The 19,028-nt window shown below is 60.0% G+C and carries 21 protein-coding genes and 2 tRNA genes; 14 read left to right on the plus strand and 9 right to left on the minus strand.

Annotation, left to right across the window (positions count from 1 at the left end; genetic code table 11):
- Positions 1-35: 35 nt before the first annotated feature.
- The 4 genes from DQ393_RS18355 to DQ393_RS18370 all read right to left on the minus strand — a co-directional run bounded on the left by DQ393_RS18355 (position 36) and on the right by DQ393_RS18370 (position 2,539).
- Positions 36-790, minus strand: a protein-coding gene (locus DQ393_RS18355; protein ID WP_112343075.1) for an IS5 family transposase whose coding sequence is annotated in 2 segments (ribosomal slippage) — positions 36-457 and positions 457-790 — 756 coding nt in all. Because the reading frame shifts where the segments join, the coding sequence is not laid out codon by codon here.
- A gap of 33 nt (positions 791-823) precedes the next feature.
- Entirely contained in the window at positions 824-1,495 is a 672-nt protein-coding gene (locus DQ393_RS18360; protein WP_112343183.1) for a hypothetical protein, read from the minus strand.
- 56 nt (positions 1,496-1,551) lie between these two features.
- A complete protein-coding gene (locus DQ393_RS18365; RefSeq protein ID WP_112343184.1) occupies positions 1,552-2,181 on the minus strand; it encodes a hypothetical protein in 630 nt (209 codons plus the stop codon).
- A 283-nt stretch (positions 2,182-2,464) separates the two neighbouring features.
- Positions 2,465-2,539: transfer RNA gene (locus DQ393_RS18370), tRNA-Thr, on the minus strand.
- A 155-nt stretch (positions 2,540-2,694) separates the two neighbouring features.
- Here DQ393_RS18370 and DQ393_RS18375 point away from each other — a divergent pair.
- From DQ393_RS18375 to DQ393_RS18440, 14 genes are all read left to right on the plus strand, one after another.
- Positions 2,695-2,991 (plus strand): hypothetical protein, encoded by a 297-nt coding sequence (locus tag DQ393_RS18375; RefSeq protein WP_245430401.1) that lies wholly within the window; start codon positions 2,695-2,697, stop codon positions 2,989-2,991.
- A gap of 144 nt (positions 2,992-3,135) precedes the next feature.
- Entirely contained in the window at positions 3,136-4,428 is a 1,293-nt protein-coding gene (murA, locus tag DQ393_RS18380; RefSeq protein ID WP_112343185.1) for a UDP-N-acetylglucosamine 1-carboxyvinyltransferase, read from the plus strand.
- 238 nt (positions 4,429-4,666) lie between these two features.
- A complete protein-coding gene (locus tag DQ393_RS18385) occupies positions 4,667-5,110 on the plus strand; it encodes a DUF2948 family protein (RefSeq protein ID WP_112343186.1) in 444 nt (147 codons plus the stop codon).
- Between the two features lie 58 nt (positions 5,111-5,168).
- Positions 5,169-6,467: a histidinol dehydrogenase gene (gene hisD, locus DQ393_RS18390; protein ID WP_112343187.1), complete on the plus strand. Its 1,299-nt coding sequence runs from the start codon at positions 5,169-5,171 to the stop codon at positions 6,465-6,467.
- A gap of 3 nt (positions 6,468-6,470) precedes the next feature.
- A complete protein-coding gene (locus DQ393_RS18395) occupies positions 6,471-6,944 on the plus strand; it encodes a UPF0262 family protein (RefSeq protein WP_112343188.1) in 474 nt (157 codons plus the stop codon).
- 5 nt (positions 6,945-6,949) lie between these two features.
- Positions 6,950-7,417, plus strand: a complete 468-nt coding sequence (locus DQ393_RS18400) for a low molecular weight phosphatase family protein (RefSeq protein WP_112343189.1) — start codon at positions 6,950-6,952, stop codon at positions 7,415-7,417.
- 142 nt (positions 7,418-7,559) lie between these two features.
- Positions 7,560-7,778: a translation initiation factor IF-1 gene (gene infA / locus DQ393_RS18405; RefSeq protein ID WP_004117876.1), complete on the plus strand. Its 219-nt coding sequence runs from the start codon at positions 7,560-7,562 to the stop codon at positions 7,776-7,778.
- Between the two features lie 90 nt (positions 7,779-7,868).
- Positions 7,869-8,489 (plus strand): Maf-like protein, encoded by a 621-nt coding sequence (locus DQ393_RS18410; protein WP_112343190.1) that lies wholly within the window; start codon positions 7,869-7,871, stop codon positions 8,487-8,489.
- A gap of 5 nt (positions 8,490-8,494) precedes the next feature.
- Positions 8,495-8,710, plus strand: coding sequence for a DNA gyrase inhibitor YacG (yacG, locus tag DQ393_RS18415; protein ID WP_112343191.1), 216 nt, complete (start codon positions 8,495-8,497; stop codon positions 8,708-8,710).
- Positions 8,711-8,941: a hypothetical protein gene (locus tag DQ393_RS18420; protein ID WP_112343192.1), complete on the plus strand. Its 231-nt coding sequence runs from the start codon at positions 8,711-8,713 to the stop codon at positions 8,939-8,941.
- A tRNA-Phe gene (locus tag DQ393_RS18425) sits at positions 8,907-8,982 on the plus strand. The genes DQ393_RS18420 and DQ393_RS18425 overlap by 35 nt, the downstream gene beginning before the upstream one ends.
- 339 nt (positions 8,983-9,321) lie before the next feature.
- Positions 9,322-11,268, plus strand: coding sequence for a PrkA family serine protein kinase (locus tag DQ393_RS18430; protein ID WP_112343193.1), 1,947 nt, complete (start codon positions 9,322-9,324; stop codon positions 11,266-11,268).
- Between the two features lie 18 nt (positions 11,269-11,286).
- The gene (locus DQ393_RS18435) at positions 11,287-12,558 is read left to right on the plus strand and encodes a YeaH/YhbH family protein (protein WP_112343194.1); all 1,272 of its coding nucleotides are present in this window, start codon (positions 11,287-11,289) and stop codon (positions 12,556-12,558) included.
- Positions 12,555-14,105 (plus strand): SpoVR family protein, encoded by a 1,551-nt coding sequence (locus DQ393_RS18440; protein ID WP_112343195.1) that lies wholly within the window; start codon positions 12,555-12,557, stop codon positions 14,103-14,105. Before DQ393_RS18435 ends, DQ393_RS18440 begins: the two co-directional genes overlap by 4 nt.
- 109 nt (positions 14,106-14,214) lie before the next feature.
- Here DQ393_RS18440 and DQ393_RS18445 read toward each other — a convergent pair whose 3' ends face one another.
- The 5 genes from DQ393_RS18445 to DQ393_RS18465 form a co-directional block, all read right to left on the minus strand.
- A complete protein-coding gene (locus DQ393_RS18445) occupies positions 14,215-15,093 on the minus strand; it encodes a DUF6030 family protein (protein ID WP_112343196.1) in 879 nt (292 codons plus the stop codon).
- A 210-nt stretch (positions 15,094-15,303) separates the two neighbouring features.
- Complete coding sequence (locus DQ393_RS18450) at positions 15,304-16,014, minus strand: copper homeostasis protein CutC (protein ID WP_112343197.1); 711 nt, start codon at positions 16,012-16,014, stop codon at positions 15,304-15,306.
- Positions 16,004-16,930, minus strand: coding sequence for an ROK family protein (locus tag DQ393_RS18455; RefSeq protein ID WP_112343198.1), 927 nt, complete (start codon positions 16,928-16,930; stop codon positions 16,004-16,006). The genes DQ393_RS18450 and DQ393_RS18455 overlap by 11 nt, the downstream gene beginning before the upstream one ends.
- A gap of 85 nt (positions 16,931-17,015) precedes the next feature.
- On the minus strand, positions 17,016-18,368 hold the full coding sequence (locus DQ393_RS18460; protein WP_112343199.1) for an ATP-binding protein: 1,353 nt from the start codon (positions 18,366-18,368) through the stop codon (positions 17,016-17,018).
- Positions 18,365-19,024 (minus strand): response regulator transcription factor, encoded by a 660-nt coding sequence (locus tag DQ393_RS18465; protein ID WP_112343200.1) that lies wholly within the window; start codon positions 19,022-19,024, stop codon positions 18,365-18,367. Before DQ393_RS18465 ends, DQ393_RS18460 begins: the two co-directional genes overlap by 4 nt.
- Between the last annotated feature and the right edge of the window lie 4 nt (positions 19,025-19,028).

Genomic DNA, 19,028 nt, shown 5'->3' on the forward strand with positions numbered 1-19,028 from the left:
TCTGCCAAAGTAGTGCTAGGCTCAGGACTCATTGCTCAGAGCCAGAAGATGACGGTTGCGGCGATACATATTGCCGAGAAGAAGGTGTGGGCGCATCGATCGTAGCGAGTTGCGATGCGGCGCCAGTCCTTGAGTTTTGCGAAGAGGTTCTCGACCTTGTGGCGCTTGCGATAAAGCGTCTTGTCATAGGGGTATGGCACTTTCCGGCTGCGGCTCGATGGAATGCAGGGTTCGATACCTTTTGCCTGCAATGCCTCACGGAATGGCGTGCTGTCGTAGCCGCGATCGGCAATGAGGACTTTGGCGGGCGGCAAAGCGTCGAGAACGAGCCGTGCGCCTTTGTGATCGCTCATCTGGCCTTCACTGAGCAGCATGACGATTGGGCGGCCTTCGTCATCGCAGACCGTGTGCAGCTTGGAGTTCAGTCCACCTTTGGTTCGCCCGATACGACGGGGAACATCCCCTTTTTTAGCAGGCTTGCGGCCGTGCGATGTGCCTTGAGATGCGTGGCATCGATCATGATCCGCTCGGACTTCGCGCCATCGACCGCCAGGGCCGCGAAGATGCGGTCAAAGACACCAAGGCGGCTCCAGCGAATGAAGCGATTGTAGAGCGTCTTGTGCGGACCGTAGTCCTTCGGCGCATCCTTCCACTGCATGCCATGCTTGATGACGTAGACGATGCCACTGATCACCCGGCGGTCGTCCACCCGCGGAATGCCATGCGCCAAAGGGAAGTACGGTTCGATCAGCGCCATTTGGCGCTCGCTCAACAAAAACAAATCACTCATCGCGGCCTCCTATCGGAAACCGTGAATCACATCTCAAGCAAAATTAATAGGTCCTGAGCCTAGAGCATCATCTAGTATCTTGCGAACATCGTTTGATATGATGTTGGCGGCGCGACATAACTCAATAAATTTGCTTTCCTTGAGTTCAGAAAGGTCTTCCTTCGTGACGACCCTCTTAATCCTTTTGTCCGGATTCGCTGCGAGGGCCACGTTAAATTCCGTTAGCTTGCTATTTAGAACATGGTCGAAGAGATGATCTAAAGCCAAGATCCAGATCATCACAATCGCTGCGCGGTTAGCGTTGGCCTCGAAACAATCTATGACTTCCGCTAGGAACCGTTTTTTGGGGCCTTCCGCGAAATTCTTCTCCAAAGAGCGAAGCTCCGCACTGGTTTGGAGAACAATTCGATTTGACCCGAATCTTTCAGAAAGGGTGTCGCAGAAAGTCCGTTGAAGTCGGTAGCCAGCGGGAGTCTTAATATACCGCTTGGCAGATCCCTTCAGCCCTTCAGAAAGATATGCTGAGAGGCGAGACGGAACATGGAGGTCACAAATTGTAAAGCACTGCGTGAGGCTTTTGGCAGTTGCTGTGTCTGCTCCTTGCTCCACAGTAAGAAAATATACAAAGAACGATGTCAGGTCGCGGTCATTTGCGGAGGCCCGATCAGCAATGCCTTCATAGAACCGAATAACGGCAGGCTTCATCAGTTAGTTTTCCTATGTCGCCAACGGTTCAACGGATTCTCACTTCGCTGGCGCGGCTATTTCTTGGTCTTTGTCGGCGCCGGTAGATCATGCTCCACAAAATTCCGACCATGTGGTGTCGTGCGGATGGCCAGCGGATTGGATGTGTCGATAGTACCCTTTCTCGCTGAAGCGACACGCAAGGCTGCCTTTACATCGCTGGGCTCTCGCCATCCTTCGGTAAGCCGAAAGATCGTCCCTACGTGATCAGCATTTATCTCTGATATCTCAAGTATGTGCTGAAGATAGTAGACCGCGACAGCATATTTATCTTCGTTTGAGATTGGATTCTTCTCGGCAGCAAAATCACTAAAAGATTTCTTGCCCTGGGGACGTAAATCCAAGTCACGTAAGAACTTGAAACTATCTTTGGAACCACCCGATGAACGCTTTGCTCTCTTATTCTGCGATGGCCTGCTATTCAGCCCTTCGTCGACAAGTGCAGATGCTCCGTTGGGAGTGTCAGGTTCTTTAGTTTCCTCTTTTTTCCCTTCCGAAGAGCTAGAAAATCCTGTTAACGTCACGCCGTAAGCCGAAATGAGTGCAGCGAAAGCCGCCTCTTGAATTACCTCGGACGTGAAACTATTCACCGCAGCCGCTATTTCTGGCATTCGCTTTAGAAGATTATCTAGTCTATCCTCAGACATATTTTGCTTCTCCTTCCACTACCTTAGGATGCCGAAGCTGTGGGTGATTCGGAAGGGGGATTTACGAGTATTTACTCGAATATCGCCATAAATCTCATGCGCGAGACATAAATTCTACAAGCTAGGAAATAACTTCCACTTGCAGCTCACGTTCGGGTCCACGATGTTATGATGGCTTCGTACTTGATCTCTGCTTGAGAGAAATATTCTCGAAACCAACCGCATTCGGCTGTGTCGCTGCAACACTAGTGCAAAGCAAAATATGCTGGGTTTTCGAAAGAACTGGTGCTGCTAGAGAGATTTGAACTCTCGGCCTCTCCCTTACCAAGGGAGTGCTCTACCCCTGAGCTATAGCAGCAATCCGTGGCGCGGTGTGGTGCGCCGTATTGGGCGAGGCGGCTATTGCCATAGGTCGGGGCGGAGTGCAAGCCGCAAATTGCAAGTTCTTTGAAAGATCGTTGGAAAAAATGTGTCGGTCTTTTGACGCCTAAGGTTTTCCGCTATGAGGAAGCCATGGCTGCGGACAAGACGAAAATCGATGGTGGGCAGGCTTTGCAGGGCGGTTCGGCGCCTGGTGGGGCCGGTGACGGGGTCGGCGGCGAGGCGGGTGTGCCCGTGGGCGGCAAGCAGGTCACGGAAGCGGATCGGCGGCGCGAGCGTGCCGCGCAGAAGCTGCGGGAGAATCTGTCCCGCCGCAAGCAGCAGGTGCGGGCGCGGCGCGCCGGCCAGGCCGACGAGACGGATGGTTTGCCGGCGGCAAAGCCTGTGGATAGCGCTGAAGCCGCCGCAAAAAGGGACGAATCGCAATGATTGATGTTGCCCATCATCAAACGAATTGATGCGTTAATCTATTTCGTCTAAAGAGCGCCTTTTACCAAGGTGCACGAAACTTGGCGCCGGCACTCAAGGCGCCCGGGACTCTCAGGAAAGGCGGGCCTCGCCCGTATTGCTTATATGGATCGTATCAGGATTGTCGGCGGCAATGAGCTCAACGGTATCATTCCGATCTCCGGCGCCAAGAATGCCGCCCTGCCGCTGATGATCGCCTCGCTTCTGACAAGCGATACCCTGACCCTCGAAAACGTGCCGCATTTGGCCGATGTCGAGCTCCTGATGCGAATCCTCGGCAATCACGGCGTCGATGTCGCCGTCAACGGCCGGCGCGAGCGCCAGGAAGACGGCTATTCCCGCACGATCCATTTCACCTGCCGCACCATCGTCGACACGACCGCGCCCTACGAGCTCGTCGCCAAGATGCGCGCGAGCTTCTGGGTCATCGGGCCGCTGCTCGCCCGCGAGGGTCAGGCGCGCGTGTCGCTGCCCGGCGGCTGCGCCATCGGCACGCGCCCGGTCGATCTCTTCATCGAGGGTCTCGAGGCGCTTGGCGCCACGATGGAAATCGACGCCGGCTATATCAATGCCACCGCGCCGAAGGGCGGCCTGATCGGCGCGCGCTATGTCTTCCCCAAGGTTTCCGTCGGCGCGACGCATGTGATGATGATGGCTGCCACGCTTGCCCGCGGCACGACCGTCATCGGCAATGCGGCCCGCGAGCCTGAGATCGTCGATCTCGCCAACTGCCTGATCGCCATGGGCGCCAAGATTTCCGGCGCCGGCACCAGCACGATCACCATCGAGGGCGTCACCTCGCTCTCCGGCGCGCGCCACCGCGTCCTGCCCGATCGTATCGAGACCGGCACCTATGCCATGGCCGTTGCCATGGCCGGCGGTGACGTCACGCTCGAAAATACCGATGTGGCGCTGCTCGACACGGCGCTCGAAAGCCTGCGCCGCGCCGGTGCTACGATTTCGCCGACCAACAACGGCATCCGCGTCATGCGCAATGGCGACGGCATCAAGCCGGTCGACGTCGTCACCGATCCGTTCCCGGGCTTCCCGACCGACCTGCAGGCGCAGTTCATGGCGCTGATGACCCGCTCCGGCGGCATCTCGCACATTACCGAGACCATCTTCGAAAACCGCTTCATGCATGTGCAGGAGCTTGCCCGCCTCGGCGCGAAGATCTCTCTGTCAGGCCAGACGGCCCGCATCGAGGGCGTCGAGAAGCTGAAGGGCGCGCCCGTGATGGCGACCGACCTTCGCGCCTCCGTCTCGCTCGTCATTGCCGGCCTTGCCGCCGAAGGCGAGACGGTCGTGTCGCGTATCTATCACCTCGATCGCGGCTTCGAGCGGCTGGAAGACAAGCTGACGCGCTGCGGCGCCATCGTCGAACGCATCAGCGACTAAGTCCCGTCGCGGTCTTTGGGGAATAGTTTTCGGCTTTCGTGCCCGCCGCCGTCGCAAAACCGCGACACGGATTTGCACGGCATGTCTTAATTCCATCCGATGGCGCCAAGAGAGCGGGCAAGCCCGTTTTCTTCGGTTGCGTCTTTTGCGCTCGCATCTTATGTCCACAGAAGGGAAACGCTGGAAGCGGCGTTTCGCCGGGCGTTTTTTTGTTGGCGCGATCGGGGATAAAGGACGAATGAGCGATCTCAAGCTAATGGCACTCGACACCGAGGACCTGGATGTCATCTCTGCCTATATGCAGGATAGCGTCTTCAAGGTCGGCGATATGTCCTATGCGCCGAAGCAGGAGCAGTTTTCGCTCGCGGCCAACCGCTTCGGCTGGGAGCAATCGGATCAGCGCAGCAAGCCTTACGAACGCCATCGTTCCGCGCTGGTGTTCAAGCGCGTGCAGGCGGTGCGCTCCAGCGGCATCGATCGGCGCAACCGTGACGAGGTGCTGTCACTGCTTGCGATCCGCTTCGAACAGAAAGGCGAGGGGCCTGACGGCACGATCGAGCTCACCCTTGCCGGCAAGGCCACGATCGCGCTCGATGTCGAATGCATCGAGGCCCAGCTCGCAGATATCGGCGGCGCGTGGGAAACGGCGCATAAGCCCCGGCATCCCGACGCGGGCGTATAGGCTTGTAACGGTTGGATACGGCCGCTGAAGGCGGCCTCGATGGAAGGGAATATCAGCATTGGCTATCTGGCTGGATCAGGCGTCGGAAGGGTTCGAGCAGCAGTTTGCCGCGTTCCTGACGACGAAGCGGGAAGTCTCCGAGGATGTGAATGCCGTCGTGCGCGGCATCATCGATGATGTGCGGGCGCGTGGCGATGCAGCCCTTGCTCATTATTCCAGGAAATTCGAAGGCATCGATTTCGCCACGACACCGATGCGCGTCAGCGAAGCGGAGATCGATGCCGCCATTGCCGCCGTTCCGGCCGAGGTTCTCGGCGCATTGAAGGTCGCCGCCACCCGCATCGAATCGCATCACCGCCGGCAGCTGCCGAAGGACGACATTTACGAGGACGATCTCGGCGTCGGCCTGGGATCGCGCTGGACGGCGATCGAAGCCGTCGGCCTCTATGTGCCCGGCGGCACGGCCAGCTATCCAAGCTCGGTGCTGATGAATGCCGTGCCGGCCAAGGTCGCCGGCGTCGACCGCGTCGTCATCGCCGTGCCGACCAAGGACGGTGCCGTCAATCCGGCCGTGCTTGCCGCCGCCCGCATGGCAGGCGTCGAGGAGATCTATCGCATCGGCGGCGCGCAGGCGATCGCGGCCCTTGCCTATGGCACGGAGACGATCAAGCCGGTCTACAAGATCACCGGCCCCGGCAACGCCTATGTGGCGGCCGCCAAGCGCCAGGTCTTCGGCACCGTCGGCATCGACATGATCGCCGGCCCGTCGGAAGTGCTCGTCATCGCCGACAAGAACAACGATCCGGATTGGATCGCCGCCGACCTGCTGGCACAGGCAGAGCATGACGAAAGCGCGCAATCGATCCTGATCACCGACGATGCCGAATTCGGCAAGGCGGTAGAAGCGGCGGTCGAGCGGCAGTTGAAGCGGCTCAGCCGCTCGCAGACGGCGGCAGCCAGCTGGCGGGATTTCGGGGCCGTTATCCTGGTCTCCGATCTGAAGCAGGCCATTCCGCTTGCCAACAGAATCGCGGCCGAGCATCTGGAACTCGCTGTCGACGATCCCGAGCCATTGCTTGCCGGTGTGCGCAATGCCGGCGCGATCTTCGTCGGCCGCCATACGCCCGAGGTGATCGGCGATTATGTCGGCGGCTCGAACCATGTGCTGCCGACGGCCCGCTCAGCGCGCTTCTCCTCTGGGCTCTCGGTGCTGGATTTCGTCAAGCGCACCTCGATCCTCAGGCTTGGGCCGGAGCAGCTTCGCGCACTCGGGCCGGCGGCGATCGCGCTTGCCAATTCCGAGGGGCTGGATGCACATGCGCGATCGGTCGCGATCCGCCTCAATCTCGAGGGGTAAGGCATGGCCAAGGGCGTCTTCCGGCTGAGCGATGTGGTCCTGGACGACACGATCGGCCGCTCGACACCCGATGTCGAGCACGAGCGCGCCGTCGCCATTTTCGACCTGATCGAGGAAAACAGCTTCGAGCCGATCGGGCATCAGGGCGGGCCTTATCTGCTGAACCTGTCGCTGGTTGACCAGAAGCTGGTTTTCGACATCCGCATGGAAGACGGCGCCGTTGTCGCCACCCATATCCTGTCGCTGACGCCGTTTCGCCGGATCGTGAAGGATTATTTCATGATCTGCGAGAGCTATTACGAGGCGATCCGCTCGGCCACGCCAAGCCGCATCGAAGCGATCGACATGGGCCGGCGCGGCATCCACAACGAAGGCTCGCAGACGCTGATGGACCGGCTGAACGGCAAGATCACCGTGGATTTCGACACGGCGCGGCGGCTGTTCACGCTCGTCTGCGTGCTTTACTGGCGCGGGTGACCGATATGGAAGAGCCGCAGGCGATCGAGCATATCGGCAAATCCCCCGGCGCCATCCTCTTCATGTGCGGCCTGAATACCATTCGTTCGCCCATGGCCGAAGCGATCGCCCGGCAGATGCTGCCGCAAGGCACCTATATCGCGTCTGCCGGCGTGCGTGCCGGCGAGCGCAATCCCTTCGTCGATGTCGTGCTTTCCGAGATGGGGCTCTCGCTCGGCCGGCGGCAGCCGCAGACCATGGAGGAGCTGGAGGATGATTTCTTCGATGTCATCATCACGCTCTCTCCCGAGGCGCATCACGCCGCGCTGGAACTGACGCGGGCCAATGCGATCGACGTCATCTATTGGCCGACGATGGACCCCTCCGCGACGGACGGAACGCGCGAGCAGGTTCTGGATGCCTATCGCGGGGTGAGGGACTATCTTGTCGGTCTCATAGAGAGCAGGCTTGTGGAACATCGCGGCTCGCTTTAGAGCCGCAGATGAAACAAATGCAGAAACCCTTATCAACGTGGTTCACAAAACCGCGGCGATTGTGTAGTTTCCGCGCAAATTTCCGGCGACCCCGCCTTTTTAACAGGGGTGCCGGCCTCAACCGACAGGAAAAGAAGCTTTAATGCCGAAAGAAGAAGTCCTCGAATTTCCCGGTGTCGTCACCGAACTCCTGCCGAACGCGACCTTTCGCGTGAAGCTGGAAAACGAGCACGAGATCATCGCCCACACCGCGGGCCGCATGCGCAAGAACCGCATCCGCGTTCTGGCCGGCGACAAGGTGCTGGTGGAAATGACCCCTTACGACCTGACCAAGGGCCGCATCACCTACCGTTTCAAGTAGTCCGCCGCTCGCTGGAGCCGGATGCCGCCGACATTTTCGGCATCATGCTCCGGAGCCGGCTCTCATTCCCGCATGACAGGTCGAGATCTGATGGCGTTGAAACACAAGCTGATACTGGCCTCCGGATCGCCGCGTCGCGTCGAGCTCCTGCATCAGTCAGGCATCGAGCCCGCGCGTCTCATGCCCATGGACATCGACGAGACGCCGAAGAAGTCGGAACATCCGCGCTCGCTGGCGCGCCGGCTTTCGGCGGAGAAGGGCGATGCGGCGTATGCCGCAATCAAAAGCGACGCCGCCTGGCAGGGCAGCTATATTCTCTCGGCCGATACGGTTGTCGCTGTCGGACGGCGCATCCTGCCCAAGGCGGAATTCGTCGATGAAGCGTCCGCGGCGCTGCATCTGCTCTCCGGGCGCGGCCATGTCGTCTATACCGGCATCTGCCTGATCACGCCGGACCGCAAGCTGCGCCAGAAGGTTATCGAGACCAAGGTGCGCTTCAAGCGGCTCTCGGGCCGCGACATCGAAATGTATCTTGCCTCCGGGCAATGGCGGGGGAAGGCCGGAGCCTACGGCATACAGGGGCTTGCCGGCTCCTTCGTGCAGAAGCTTGTCGGTTCCTATACCAATGTCGTCGGATTGCCGCTTTATGAGACCATGCTGCTGCTTGCAGGCGAGGGATTCGATGTCCACGCCGGATGGCAGGAAGGATAGAGCTGATGACGAAGGCTGAAGAGATCAAGGTCGGTTCCAAGGTCGAGCCGCTGCGCAAGACGCGACCCTGCCCGGAATGCGGCCGTCCATCGATGCGCGAACACTATCCTTTCTGCTCGGATCGATGCCGTTCCGTCGATCTCTCGCGATGGCTCAACGGCGCCTATGCCATCCCCGTGACCGAAGACGAGACGAAGGCCGAGGGCTCCGACCAGGAATGAATGCGGCTTTCCAACGCCGCTTTCATTCACGAACCCTTTCATTTTGTTCGCGAATTGCCAAAATTCGATTTCCTGTCAAAAAAGAGTCATTTGCTGCTGGACATGGCCGAACAAGATGCTATAACCCCGCTCGCTTCTGGGGCGAACCAACCGCCCGGCGCCCCTCAAGGCTCCTTCTCAGACGTGAAGCAAGGCTGCCCAGATAGCTCAGTTGGTAGAGCAGCGGATTGAAAATCCGCGTGTCGCTGGTTCGATTCCGGCTCTGGGCACCATCTTTTCTCCCCAATCATGCGGACAATGAAGCGCGACGCTGGCTTCGAGCAACTTCTCGTTCATATCGGGTTTTCGAATGGATGCCCGAGGGGCGTGCCTGGTTGTGAGAAGAGAAACTTCTTGCGTGTAGTGTTTTGGTCGCAACAATCCTGCGGTTGTGTTTCATTAATTCGGTGCATGATCCCTTCAAGATATTGATGACATTCGGAATCAAGCGTACGAATTATTGACAGATCACCTATTGATTCGAAGCGAGTCATACCGCACCTTAGATACAGCGGGATAAAGTGATCTCGTAAAGGCCGGCGTTTATTGCAATAGCAAGCTATCGAGGCGCCATGTTAAACAATGATGTGCTATTTAACACGTTCGCCCGTTCTTTCGAAGCACGGCGCGAAGTCGAGATGTCATTCTCAGAATACCTGGAAGCGTGCCGGGATGATCCGCTCATGTACGCAAATGCGGCAGAGCGGCTGCTGGCAGCCATGGGCGAACCACTGCTGATCGATACGGCCAAGGATACAAGGCTTGGGCGTATCTTCATGAACCGGACCATCCGGACCTATCCGGCTTTCTCCGGGTTTTTCGGCATGGAAGAGACGATCGAACGCATCGTCGCCTTCTTCCGCCATGCGGCTCAAGGCCTGGAGGAGCGCAAGCAGATCCTCTATCTGCTCGGGCCGGTCGGCGGCGGCAAGTCCTCGCTCGCCGAGCGGCTGAAGTCGCTGATGGAGGTGCATCCCATCTATGTGCTGAAGGCCGGCAACGAGCTCAGTCCGGTCTTTGAAAGCCCGCTCAGCCTGTTCGATCCCGTCACCATGGGGCCGATGATCGAGGAACGCTACGGCATTCCGCGGCGGCGCCTGACCGGGCTCATGAGTCCCTGGTGCCTCAAGCGGCTCGAGGAATTCGAGGGTGACATTTCCCGCTTCAAAGTCGTTCGGATCCAGCCTTCGCGGCTGCGGCAGATTGCCGTCGCCAAGACGGAGCCGGGCGACGAGAACAACCAGGATATCTCCTCGCTGGTCGGCAAGGTGGATATCCGCAAGCTCGAAAGCCTCGCGCAGAACGATCCGGATGCCTACAGCTACTCCGGTGCATTGAACCGTGCCAACCAGGGCATTCTCGAATTCGTCGAAATGTTCAAGGCACCCATCAAGATGCTGCACCCGCTGCTGACGGCGACGCAGGAAGGCAACTACATCGGTACGGAAAATATCGGTGCGATACCCTTCTCCGGCATCATCCTGGCGCACTCAAACGAATCGGAATGGCAGACCTTCAAGTCCAACAAGAACAACGAGGCCTTCATCGACCGCATCTGCGTCGTGAAAGTACCTTATTGCCTCAGGGTCACCGAAGAGCAGAAGATCTACGAAAAGCTGATCGAGGAATCCGAACTCAGCGAGGCGCCGTGTGCGCCGTCGACGTTGGAGACGCTCGCCCGCTTCACGGTTCTGACGCGGCTTTCCAAGCATGAAAACTCGACGGCCTTCTCCAAGCTTCGGGTCTATGACGGCGAGAGCCTGAAGGAAACCGATCCGAGGGCGCGCAGCGTGCAGGAATATCGTGACTCGGCCGGTGTCGACGAAGGCATGGATGGAGCCTCCACCCGCTTCGCCTTCAAGGTGCTGGCGGCGACCTTCAACTACGATACGACGGAGGTCGGCGCCGATCCGGTGCATCTGATGTACATGCTCGAGCAGGCAATCCGCCGGGAACAGCTGCCGCTTGAAACCGAGAAGCTCTATATCGAGTTTATCAAGAGCGAACTGGCGCCGCGTTATGCGGAGTTCATCGGCAACGAGATCCAGAAGGCCTATCTGGAATCCTATGCGGATTACGGCCAGAACCTCTTCGATCGCTATGTCGACTATGCCGACGCCTGGATCGAGGATGTCGACTTCAAGGATCCCGATACGGGCCAGCTTCTCGACCGCGAACTCCTGAACCAGGAGCTCACCAAGATCGAAAAGCCGGCAGGCATCGCCAACCCGAAGGACTTCCGCAACGAGGTCGTCAAGTTCTGCCTGCGGGCACGAGCGAGCCACGGCGGCAAGAACCCGTCCTGGACCAGCTACGAGAAAATCCGCGAGGTCATCGAAAAGCGGATGTTCTCGCAGGTCGAGGACCTTTTGCCGGTCATTTCGTTCGGGTCGAAGAAGGACGGCGAGACGGAGAAGAAACATGGCGAATTCGTCGAGCGGATGGTGGCGCGGGGATACACCGAGCGTCAGGTCCGGCGGCTTGTGGAATGGTACATGCGTGTGAAACAGGCGGGATGAGCCACCAAGGAAGAAGGAATGCACATTGTTGACAGACGCCTGAACCCAGGCGGTAAAAGTCTGGAGAATCGTCAACGATTTTTGCGTAGAGCAAAAGCGCTGGTGCAGAGAGCGGTCTATGAATCCTCTCAAAATCGCGACATTCAGGACATTCTGAAGGGTGGCGAGATCAGCATTCCCCTGGATGGAACCGAGGAGCCTCGGTTCCATCGCGGCCCGGAGGGCCTCAAGGAGCATATTCTTCCCGGTAACAAGGACTTCATCGAAGGCGATATCCTGCCGCGGCCGGAAGGTGGCGACGGCAGGCCGCGCGCCGGCGGTGACGGCAGCGGCGAGGATGCCTTCCGCTTCATCCTGACGCGGGATGAATTTCTCGATCTCTTTCTTGACGATCTTGAACTGCCCGACCTCGCCAAGCGGCGGCTGATGTCGGCCGACCAGATCAACCCGGTGCGGGCAGGTTACTCGGTGACGGGATCGCCCGCCAATCTTGCGATCAACCGCACAATGCGGCTGGCGATGATGCGTCGTGTGGCGCTGCATCGTCCGAAGCCGGAAACAGTCGAAAAGCTCATCGAGGAGGCGGAGGAGTGCACGGACGAGAAGCGCCGCGCACAGCTCGAAGCCGAAATCAAGAGGCTGGAATCAAAGGTCCGGCGCATTCCCTATATCGATCCGATCGACATTCGCTATCGCCGTTTCGAGAACGAGCCGAAGCCGGTGGCGCAGGCCGTCATGTTCTGCCTGATGGACGTATCCGGCTCGATGACCGAGCACATGAAGGACCTTGCCAAGCGTTTCTACATGCTGCTCTACATCTTCCTGACGCGACAGTATCGCCGTGTCGAGATCGTCTTCATCCGCCATACCGACGTCGCCGAGGAGGTGGACGAGGAGACCTTCTTCCGCAGCCCGGCGACGGGCGGCACGCAGGTTTCGAGCGCTCTCGAAGCCATGCGGCGGATCGTGCGGGACCGCTTCCCGGCGTCCGACTGGAATATCTATGCGGCACAAGCGTCGGACGGCGACAATGCCTATTCCGACAATGCGACGACGGCGGCGCTGATGACGAGCGAGATCCTGCCCGTCTGCCAGTATTTTGCCTATCTCGAAGTGGGTGAATCGCGCAGTGTCGCGATCTCCTCAGGCTCGGCGATCTGGTCGCTCTACGAGCGGATGCAGGCGGGGTGGCCGGTGCTTTCCATGCGGCGTGTCAGCGATCGCAGCCAGATCTACCCGGTCTTCCACGATCTCTTCCAGCGCCGGACGGCGGAAACAAGGAGCGGATGATGGCCAAGGCATCGATGGAACGGCTTTTCGAGGGTGCGGACTGGGATTTCGCCACCATTCAACGGATCCACAATGCCTGCGAAAAGATCGCCGTCAACGAGCTTGGTCTCGATGTCTATCCCAATCAGATCGAGATCATCACCGCCGAGCAGATGCTCGACGTCTATTCTTCGATCGGCATGCCGCTGTTCTACAAGCACTGGTCCTTCGGCAAGCACTTCGCCCATCACGAGGCCTTCTACCGCAAGGGGCTGCGCGGGCTCGCCTATGAGATCGTCATCAACAGTTCGCCCTGCATCTCCTATCTGATGGAAGAGAACACTGCGACGATGCAGGCGCTTGTCATCGCGCATGCCGCCTTCGGCCATAACCACTTCTTCAAGAACAACTATCTCTTCAAGCTCTGGACCGATGCCGAAGGCATTCTCGATTACCTTAATTTTGCCAAGAGCTATGTCGCCCGCTGCGAGGAGCGCTACGGCCACGCCGCCGTCGAGCGGACGCTGGATGCCGCCCATGCGCTGATGTCGCACGGCGTGCACCGCTATGCCGGCAAGAAGACGCCGGATCTGCGCGACGAGGAGAAGCGCGAGCGCGAGCGGCGCGAATATGACGAGAAGATCTTCAACGATCTCTGGCGCACCGTTCCGGCCGGATCTGGCAAGAAGACCCATGATCTCGATCTGGAGCGGCGGCGTTCGCTGGCGGGCCTGCCGCAGGAGAATATCCTCTATTTCCTGGAAAAGATGGCGCCGCGCCTGAAGCCCTGGCAGCGCGAGATCATCCGCATCGTGCGGCATGTGGCGCAGTATTTCTATCCGCAGAGCCAGACCAAGGTCATGAATGAGGGCACGGCGACCTATGTGCACTATCGCATCATGACGCGGCTGCACGAGCTTGGCGGCATCAGCGACGGCGATTTTCTGGAGTTCTTGAAATCGCATACCAATGTGGTCTTCCAGCCGACCTTCAACGATCCCCGCTATTCCGGTCTCAACCCCTACGCGATCGGTTTTGCCATGATGCAGGATATCGAGCGCATCGTGACGAAGCCGGAAGCGGAGGATCGCCAGTGGTTCCCGGAAATCGCCGGCACCGGCGATGCCATGGCGGTGCTGCGCGATCTCTGGGCGAATTATCGCGACGAGAGTTTCGTGGCGCAGTTTCTAAGCCCGCACCTGATGCGTCAGATGCGCATGTTCCAGCTGACCGACGATCCGGAAGAGGAAGATGGCTTGAGGGTTGCCGCCATTCATGACGAGCGGGGCTATCGCCGCATCCGGCGGGAACTGTCACGGCAATATGATGTCGGCTGGATCGATCCGCATATCGAGATCGTCGATGTCGATCTTGCCGGCGACAGACGGCTTCTGGTCAGGCATACGGTGCTGAACGGTGCGCTGCTTGACGATATGGATGCCAAGCGCGTGCTGCAGCACCTGGCCGATCTGTGGAGTTACGACGTACTGATGCAGGAAGTCGATCGCTCAGGCGCGGTGCTTCGCGATCATCTCGTCCATCCCCGCGCCTCGGCGCTAGCGGCGTAAAATCCCACTCACCCATGACCGGCTTTTTGGCCGGCGCCGATGGTCGCTCACCTGCGCATCGTCTTCCTGACGGCTGAGGATCAATGCATCGTACCCCGGGACTACGCAACTACTTGGAGGGAGAGGGAAGGGTCCAGCGAGCCTTGTCGAAGACAAGGGCGGTTCGGATCTGTTCGGGTGTCGTTCTGCGCAATTCGAGTTGAAGGTTGAAGTTGTTGTTGCTCTGGAATTCCTTGAAAAAGGCGAGCTTGGCGCCGAAGGCCTGCAGCGTCACATCCTGAAGCGTGCCGATCGCATTCAGCGCCGCCTGGAAATCCAGCCAATGGGTCTCATTCAGCAGCAGGACGACAGTGTCGATGAAGGTGCCGGCGATGGACTTGCCATCGTCATTGTCGGGCATGATCACCTTGATGCGGATGGTCTCGATTTCGCCGGTCGGCTTGCCACGTGCGATGATGAAGAAAGACGCCGCGTTCGCATTGCCGTAGGCGCCCTTCTGGACGGCGTAGCTGCATTCCGATGTGCCGCCGCCCAATTCACTTTGCCGCCATTCGCCCACGGGCAGGCCGAATTTTTCGAGATCGGCGCAAAGCGCTTGGCCTGATATCCGCCAGCTGCGCACGAAGGCGCTCAGCAGGGCGTCGACGGGGGCATCCAGCAGATGGGATCTCCTTGCCGAAGATTTATCGCTCGCCGGCTTTATGCGGCCATGCCTCGGCGCTTCGGCTGCCGTCGGCGCATGTTCGGCTGGAGTGCTTGCCGTCGTAGCGACATGTGCCGGCTGCTGCGCCTGGGCAGGCTTCGGCGGTAAGGGTGCCGGCTGTTGTTCCGGCTGGGGAAACAGGTTGAGATGGTAGCGGCTGTCCAGCACCCTGAGGTTACGCATATCATTGGCAAGGAGCGCGGTCGCCAGGATGATCGAGCCGATGACGATCGTCGCAATCCAGAAGACAGCCCTGCTTTTCTTGCGAAGTGGCGCCACCGACATGGTTCAGATCTCAGCTACTCCCGAGGAAACCTGTTGGCCGCGATAACTGTATGTTGCGCAGCCGATACCTGGCTACAGCATATGCGTTTATGAACGATTGATCATTCTAATGTTTCTTTGTCAATTCATGACCTTGCCCAGAGCGCGTCGCGGTCCTTCCGGCTCACATCTCGCGTTTCGGGCCTTGGCTTTTGGCAGCTTGTCGCCGCTTCAGTCAAAGAAGGTCTTGAGCGCCTTGACGGTCGCGGCATCCGTGCGGCGTCCGGACGGCGCCGAGAAGCCGAGGGCGACGACGCGCTCGTCCGGCTCGGCAAAGGCCGCGGAGCATGAGGCATGGATCTCGCTGATCTGCAATCGCGGCCATAGCCGGCCAACGGTTGCAAGCGTGACGCCGGAGCCGGGCATGATGGAGATGCGGCCGGCGGCTGCGGCAATCGCTTGTTCGAGCATGTCAACGCCCTCCGCGGCGGTCTTGGCGCCGCCCGACGTCAGGATGCGCTCGAAACCGAGCTTGACGGCCATTTCCACGGCCTCGGCGATATCAGGGGCGAGATCGAAGGCGCGATGCAGCGTCGTGCCGAGACCTTCCGCATGGGCGGTGAGGATGGCAAGCGCATCGAAATCCAACCGCCTGTCCGGTAGGGAGGCGCCAAGCACGACGCCCCGCAGTCCGGCATTGCGGGCTGCGTCGATGTCGCGCTTCATGACGTCGAGTTCATCAGCCGAATAGACGAAGTTGCCGGCGCGCGGGCGGATGATGGCGTAGGCGGGGATGGGCATCTTGGCAGCCTCTGCCATCAGCCCGGCGCTTGGCGTCAAGCCGCCGACGGCGAGCGCGCTGCAAAGCTCGATACGGTCGCCGCCGCCCGCGACAGCGGCTTTCAGTCCGCCAATATCTTCGACGCATACCTCAAGCAGCATGGCCGCGCTCCCCGGCATATTGCAGGCCCAGCAGGGCGGCGCCGATGAGGCCCGGTTCCAGCTTGCATTCACTGGGCACGACGAGCGGCCGACCGAACTTGCGCAGGATGCGGCTTCGCACTGCCTCATCCAGGCGCGCAAGCAGTGGTTCGACATTGGAAAGACCGCCGCCGACCGGAACGATGGTTGCGCCTGTTATGTTGACCGTCAAAGCGAGCGGCGAGGCGACCAGATCGACCATGACATCGATCGTGCGTTGCGCACGCTCATCGCCCTTCCGCCATTGGTCGACGATTTCTTCGCTGGAAAGGTCCAGGCCATGGAGCGTCTTGTGCAGCCGTTCGATGCCGCGCGCGCCGCCGACCGTATCGACGCAGCCCTTCTGGCCGCAGCCGCAGGGATAGGCGGGAATGGCGACCGGCGGATTGCCGGCAAAGGATGCGATGATGGGACCATGGCCCCATTCCCCGGCAAAGCCGCCGGCCGCGTTGACGAGGCGGCCGTCGGCCACCAGGCCGCCGCCGACGCCGGTGCCGAGAATGGCGCCGAAGACGATGCGATGGCCGCGGCCGGCACCGGCCATGGCCTCGGCCATGGCGAAGCAATCGGCATCATTGGCGATCAGCACGGCATAGCCGAGTTCCGTTTCCAGATCGGCGGCGAGGTGCCGGGTGTGGATGCAAGGGATATTGGCGCAGGTCAGCGCCTGCGTATCGGGATCGATCACGCCGGCAATGGAAAAGGAGAGGCAATCCGGTTTTTCGCCTGCTTCCGCGATGACATCGCGCAGGACTGCCACGAATTCGGCAAAATCATGCCTGGGCGTAGGCCGCCGCGCCAGCGGCACGATATCCGTCATGGAGCGGGCGATACCGCCCTTGATGGCGCTGCCGCCTATGTCGAAGGAAACGATCATGAATATCGACCCGCTGGGAACATGCGGCCTTGCTCGCACCCTTTGCCGGTCTTTGCAAGATCAATCCTTGCCGGCTGCGCCATCGTCAATCGGCCGGCAGCGTGATCCTGGCTTCGAAACCGTCGGTCTTGCCTGTCGCGGGTGACAGCAGGTCGAGATGTCCGCCGATCTGCTCGACGATACGCTCGACGATCGAGAGGCCGAGGCCGGAGCCTGCCGCTTTCGTCTTGCCGCGCCGAAAGCGCTTCTTCAAGCCAGCAAGTTCATTGGCGGAAAGCACGGTCCCGCTATTGATGACGCGAATGGCGCGATCATCGACCTGGACCGTCACGTCGTCATCGTCCGGACCATGGATCAATGCATTTTCGATAAGATTGCGCATGACGATGGCAAAGGCGTCGATATCGACATTGCGGATCAGTTTCGCCTTTGCTTCATTTTCCAGCTGGACGCGGCCGGCCGTGCCTGTGTCCCGGTCATAATCGCCAATGACGGTTTCGATGATGGCCACCAGATCGGCCGGTTTATCGCCCGTACCGATGCCGGCTTGAGCGCGGGAGAGCTGCAGCAGCTTTTCCGCCAGTCGCCCCAGATTGGAAAGCGATGTCTCGATGCGGCCGGCGCGGTCGGTCAGAGGGCCCTCAGGCAGTTCGGCGATCAGGCGCTGGGTCTGGGCGAGCGCGCCCGCGATCGGGGTGCGCAGCTCATGGGCGCTGTTGGCGGTGAATTCCCGTTCGGCTTCGAGCGCCAGGCGCAGGCGGTCGAGCAGGAGATTGACGGAGCGCGCGATCGGCTGCAGCTCACGCGGCAGCGTCTCGCTGTCCAATGGCGCCATATTGCCGCTGTCCTTTGTGGCAATCTGTGATCGCAGGCGGTCGATGGGCCGCAGGGACCGACCGACGACGAAACCGATGGCGACGATGCTCGCGGGAATGAGGGCAAGCAGCGGCCAGAGCAATGCGACGCCGCTTTCGCGGGATGCTTCGCGGCGATTCTTGAAGGCATCCGCGACATGCAGGAAGATCGTGCCGTCGGCCGATGATTCCGTATAGATCCGGTATCGCGGCGTATTGTGGAAGCCGATTTTCAGCGGTACGTCATAGGCGGTTGCCGGGGCATCGTGGGAATGAAGGATGACCTTACCGTTCGCATCCAGCACCTGATAGGTCAGATATTCGCGGTTCAGCCCCTTGTTGAGCTCTTCCAGGCTTTGCGGGTCACCCGAATGGTCGCGATTGGCGAGATCGTCCAGCACCAGGGGCATCAGCCGTTCGGCGGTTTCCTGCAGCGCGCCGTCGAAGGTCTCGGAAAGCTCCTTGTTGACTACGTAGACGCCGATACCGACTGCAATCAGCCAGAAGACGACGACGGTCCCGGTGAGTGCCGCGACCAGGCGACGGGTTATGCTGGCGCGGCTTGGGCCTTTCTGCTGCGTCATCGCTCACCCAGGCAATAGCCGACGCCGCGTGCCGTCCGGATCCGGTCCCTGCCGATCTTCTTGCGCAGGCGGCTGATATAGACTTCCACCGTATTGCTTTCTATCTCGGAGCCGAAGGCATAGAGTGCTTCCTCTATCTTGTCTTTCGAGACGATGGCGCCGGGCCTTGCAACCAGCAGATCGAGCACGGCCCATTCGCGCCCTGTCAGCACCACATCCTTGCCCTCCAGCCGGACGCGCCGTTGCGGCTGGTCGATTTCAAGATCGGCAAAGCGGATGGTCGGCTGCGGGCTGCCGGTATAGCGGCGGGCTACCGCCAGGATGCGGGCCGTGAGCTCGCCGAGATTGAACGGCTTGACGAGATAGTCGTCGGCGCCGCTGTTCAATCCCTCGATGCGGTCGGAAATCTGGTCGCGCGCCGTGAGAATGATGACGGGCGTTTCGTCTGGCCTGCGGCGCAGCCGCTTCAGAAAATCGATGCCGCTGCCATCGGGAAGCTGCAGATCCAAAAGGACAAGGCCATACTGCACGGCGCTGGTAACCTCATCGGCATCGGTGAGATTCCTGACCCAGTCCACAGCGTGCGGGCCTGCCGCGATATGGTCGCGAACCGCGCTGCCGATCGTGTCATCGTCCTCTACCAGAAGAATGCGCACTTGC

It is taken from the genome of Martinezella tropici (assembly GCF_003287875.1).
Taxonomy (GTDB): domain Bacteria; phylum Pseudomonadota; class Alphaproteobacteria; order Rhizobiales; family Rhizobiaceae; genus Rhizobium; species Rhizobium tropici_C.

Bases quoted from the DNA above. Each gene is read 5' to 3' on its own strand.
- DQ393_RS18360 (WP_112343183.1), bottom strand. From the start codon at position 1,495: ATGAAGCCTGCCGTTATTCGGTTCTATGAAGGCATTGCTGATCGGGCC.
- DQ393_RS18365 (WP_112343184.1), bottom strand. From the start codon at position 2,181: ATGTCTGAGGATAGACTAGATAATCTTCTAAAGCGAATGCCAGAAATA.
- DQ393_RS18375 (WP_245430401.1), top strand. From the start codon at position 2,695: ATGGCTGCGGACAAGACGAAAATCGATGGTGGGCAGGCTTTGCAGGGC.
- murA (WP_112343185.1), top strand. From the start codon at position 3,136: ATGGATCGTATCAGGATTGTCGGCGGCAATGAGCTCAACGGTATCATT.
- DQ393_RS18385 (WP_112343186.1), top strand. From the start codon at position 4,667: ATGAGCGATCTCAAGCTAATGGCACTCGACACCGAGGACCTGGATGTC.
- DQ393_RS18395 (WP_112343188.1), top strand. From the start codon at position 6,471: ATGGCCAAGGGCGTCTTCCGGCTGAGCGATGTGGTCCTGGACGACACG.
- DQ393_RS18400 (WP_112343189.1), top strand. From the start codon at position 6,950: ATGGAAGAGCCGCAGGCGATCGAGCATATCGGCAAATCCCCCGGCGCC.
- infA (WP_004117876.1), top strand. From the start codon at position 7,560: ATGCCGAAAGAAGAAGTCCTCGAATTTCCCGGTGTCGTCACCGAACTC.
- DQ393_RS18410 (WP_112343190.1), top strand. From the start codon at position 7,869: ATGGCGTTGAAACACAAGCTGATACTGGCCTCCGGATCGCCGCGTCGC.
- yacG (WP_112343191.1), top strand. From the start codon at position 8,495: ATGACGAAGGCTGAAGAGATCAAGGTCGGTTCCAAGGTCGAGCCGCTG.
- DQ393_RS18420 (WP_112343192.1), top strand. From the start codon at position 8,711: ATGCGGCTTTCCAACGCCGCTTTCATTCACGAACCCTTTCATTTTGTT.
- DQ393_RS18430 (WP_112343193.1), top strand. From the start codon at position 9,322: ATGTTAAACAATGATGTGCTATTTAACACGTTCGCCCGTTCTTTCGAA.
- DQ393_RS18435 (WP_112343194.1), top strand. From the start codon at position 11,287: ATGCACATTGTTGACAGACGCCTGAACCCAGGCGGTAAAAGTCTGGAG.
- DQ393_RS18440 (WP_112343195.1), top strand. From the start codon at position 12,555: ATGATGGCCAAGGCATCGATGGAACGGCTTTTCGAGGGTGCGGACTGG.
- DQ393_RS18445 (WP_112343196.1), bottom strand. From the start codon at position 15,093: ATGTCGGTGGCGCCACTTCGCAAGAAAAGCAGGGCTGTCTTCTGGATT.
- DQ393_RS18450 (WP_112343197.1), bottom strand. From the start codon at position 16,014: ATGCTGCTTGAGGTATGCGTCGAAGATATTGGCGGACTGAAAGCCGCT.
- DQ393_RS18455 (WP_112343198.1), bottom strand. From the start codon at position 16,930: ATGATCGTTTCCTTCGACATAGGCGGCAGCGCCATCAAGGGCGGTATC.
- DQ393_RS18460 (WP_112343199.1), bottom strand. From the start codon at position 18,368: ATGACGCAGCAGAAAGGCCCAAGCCGCGCCAGCATAACCCGTCGCCTG.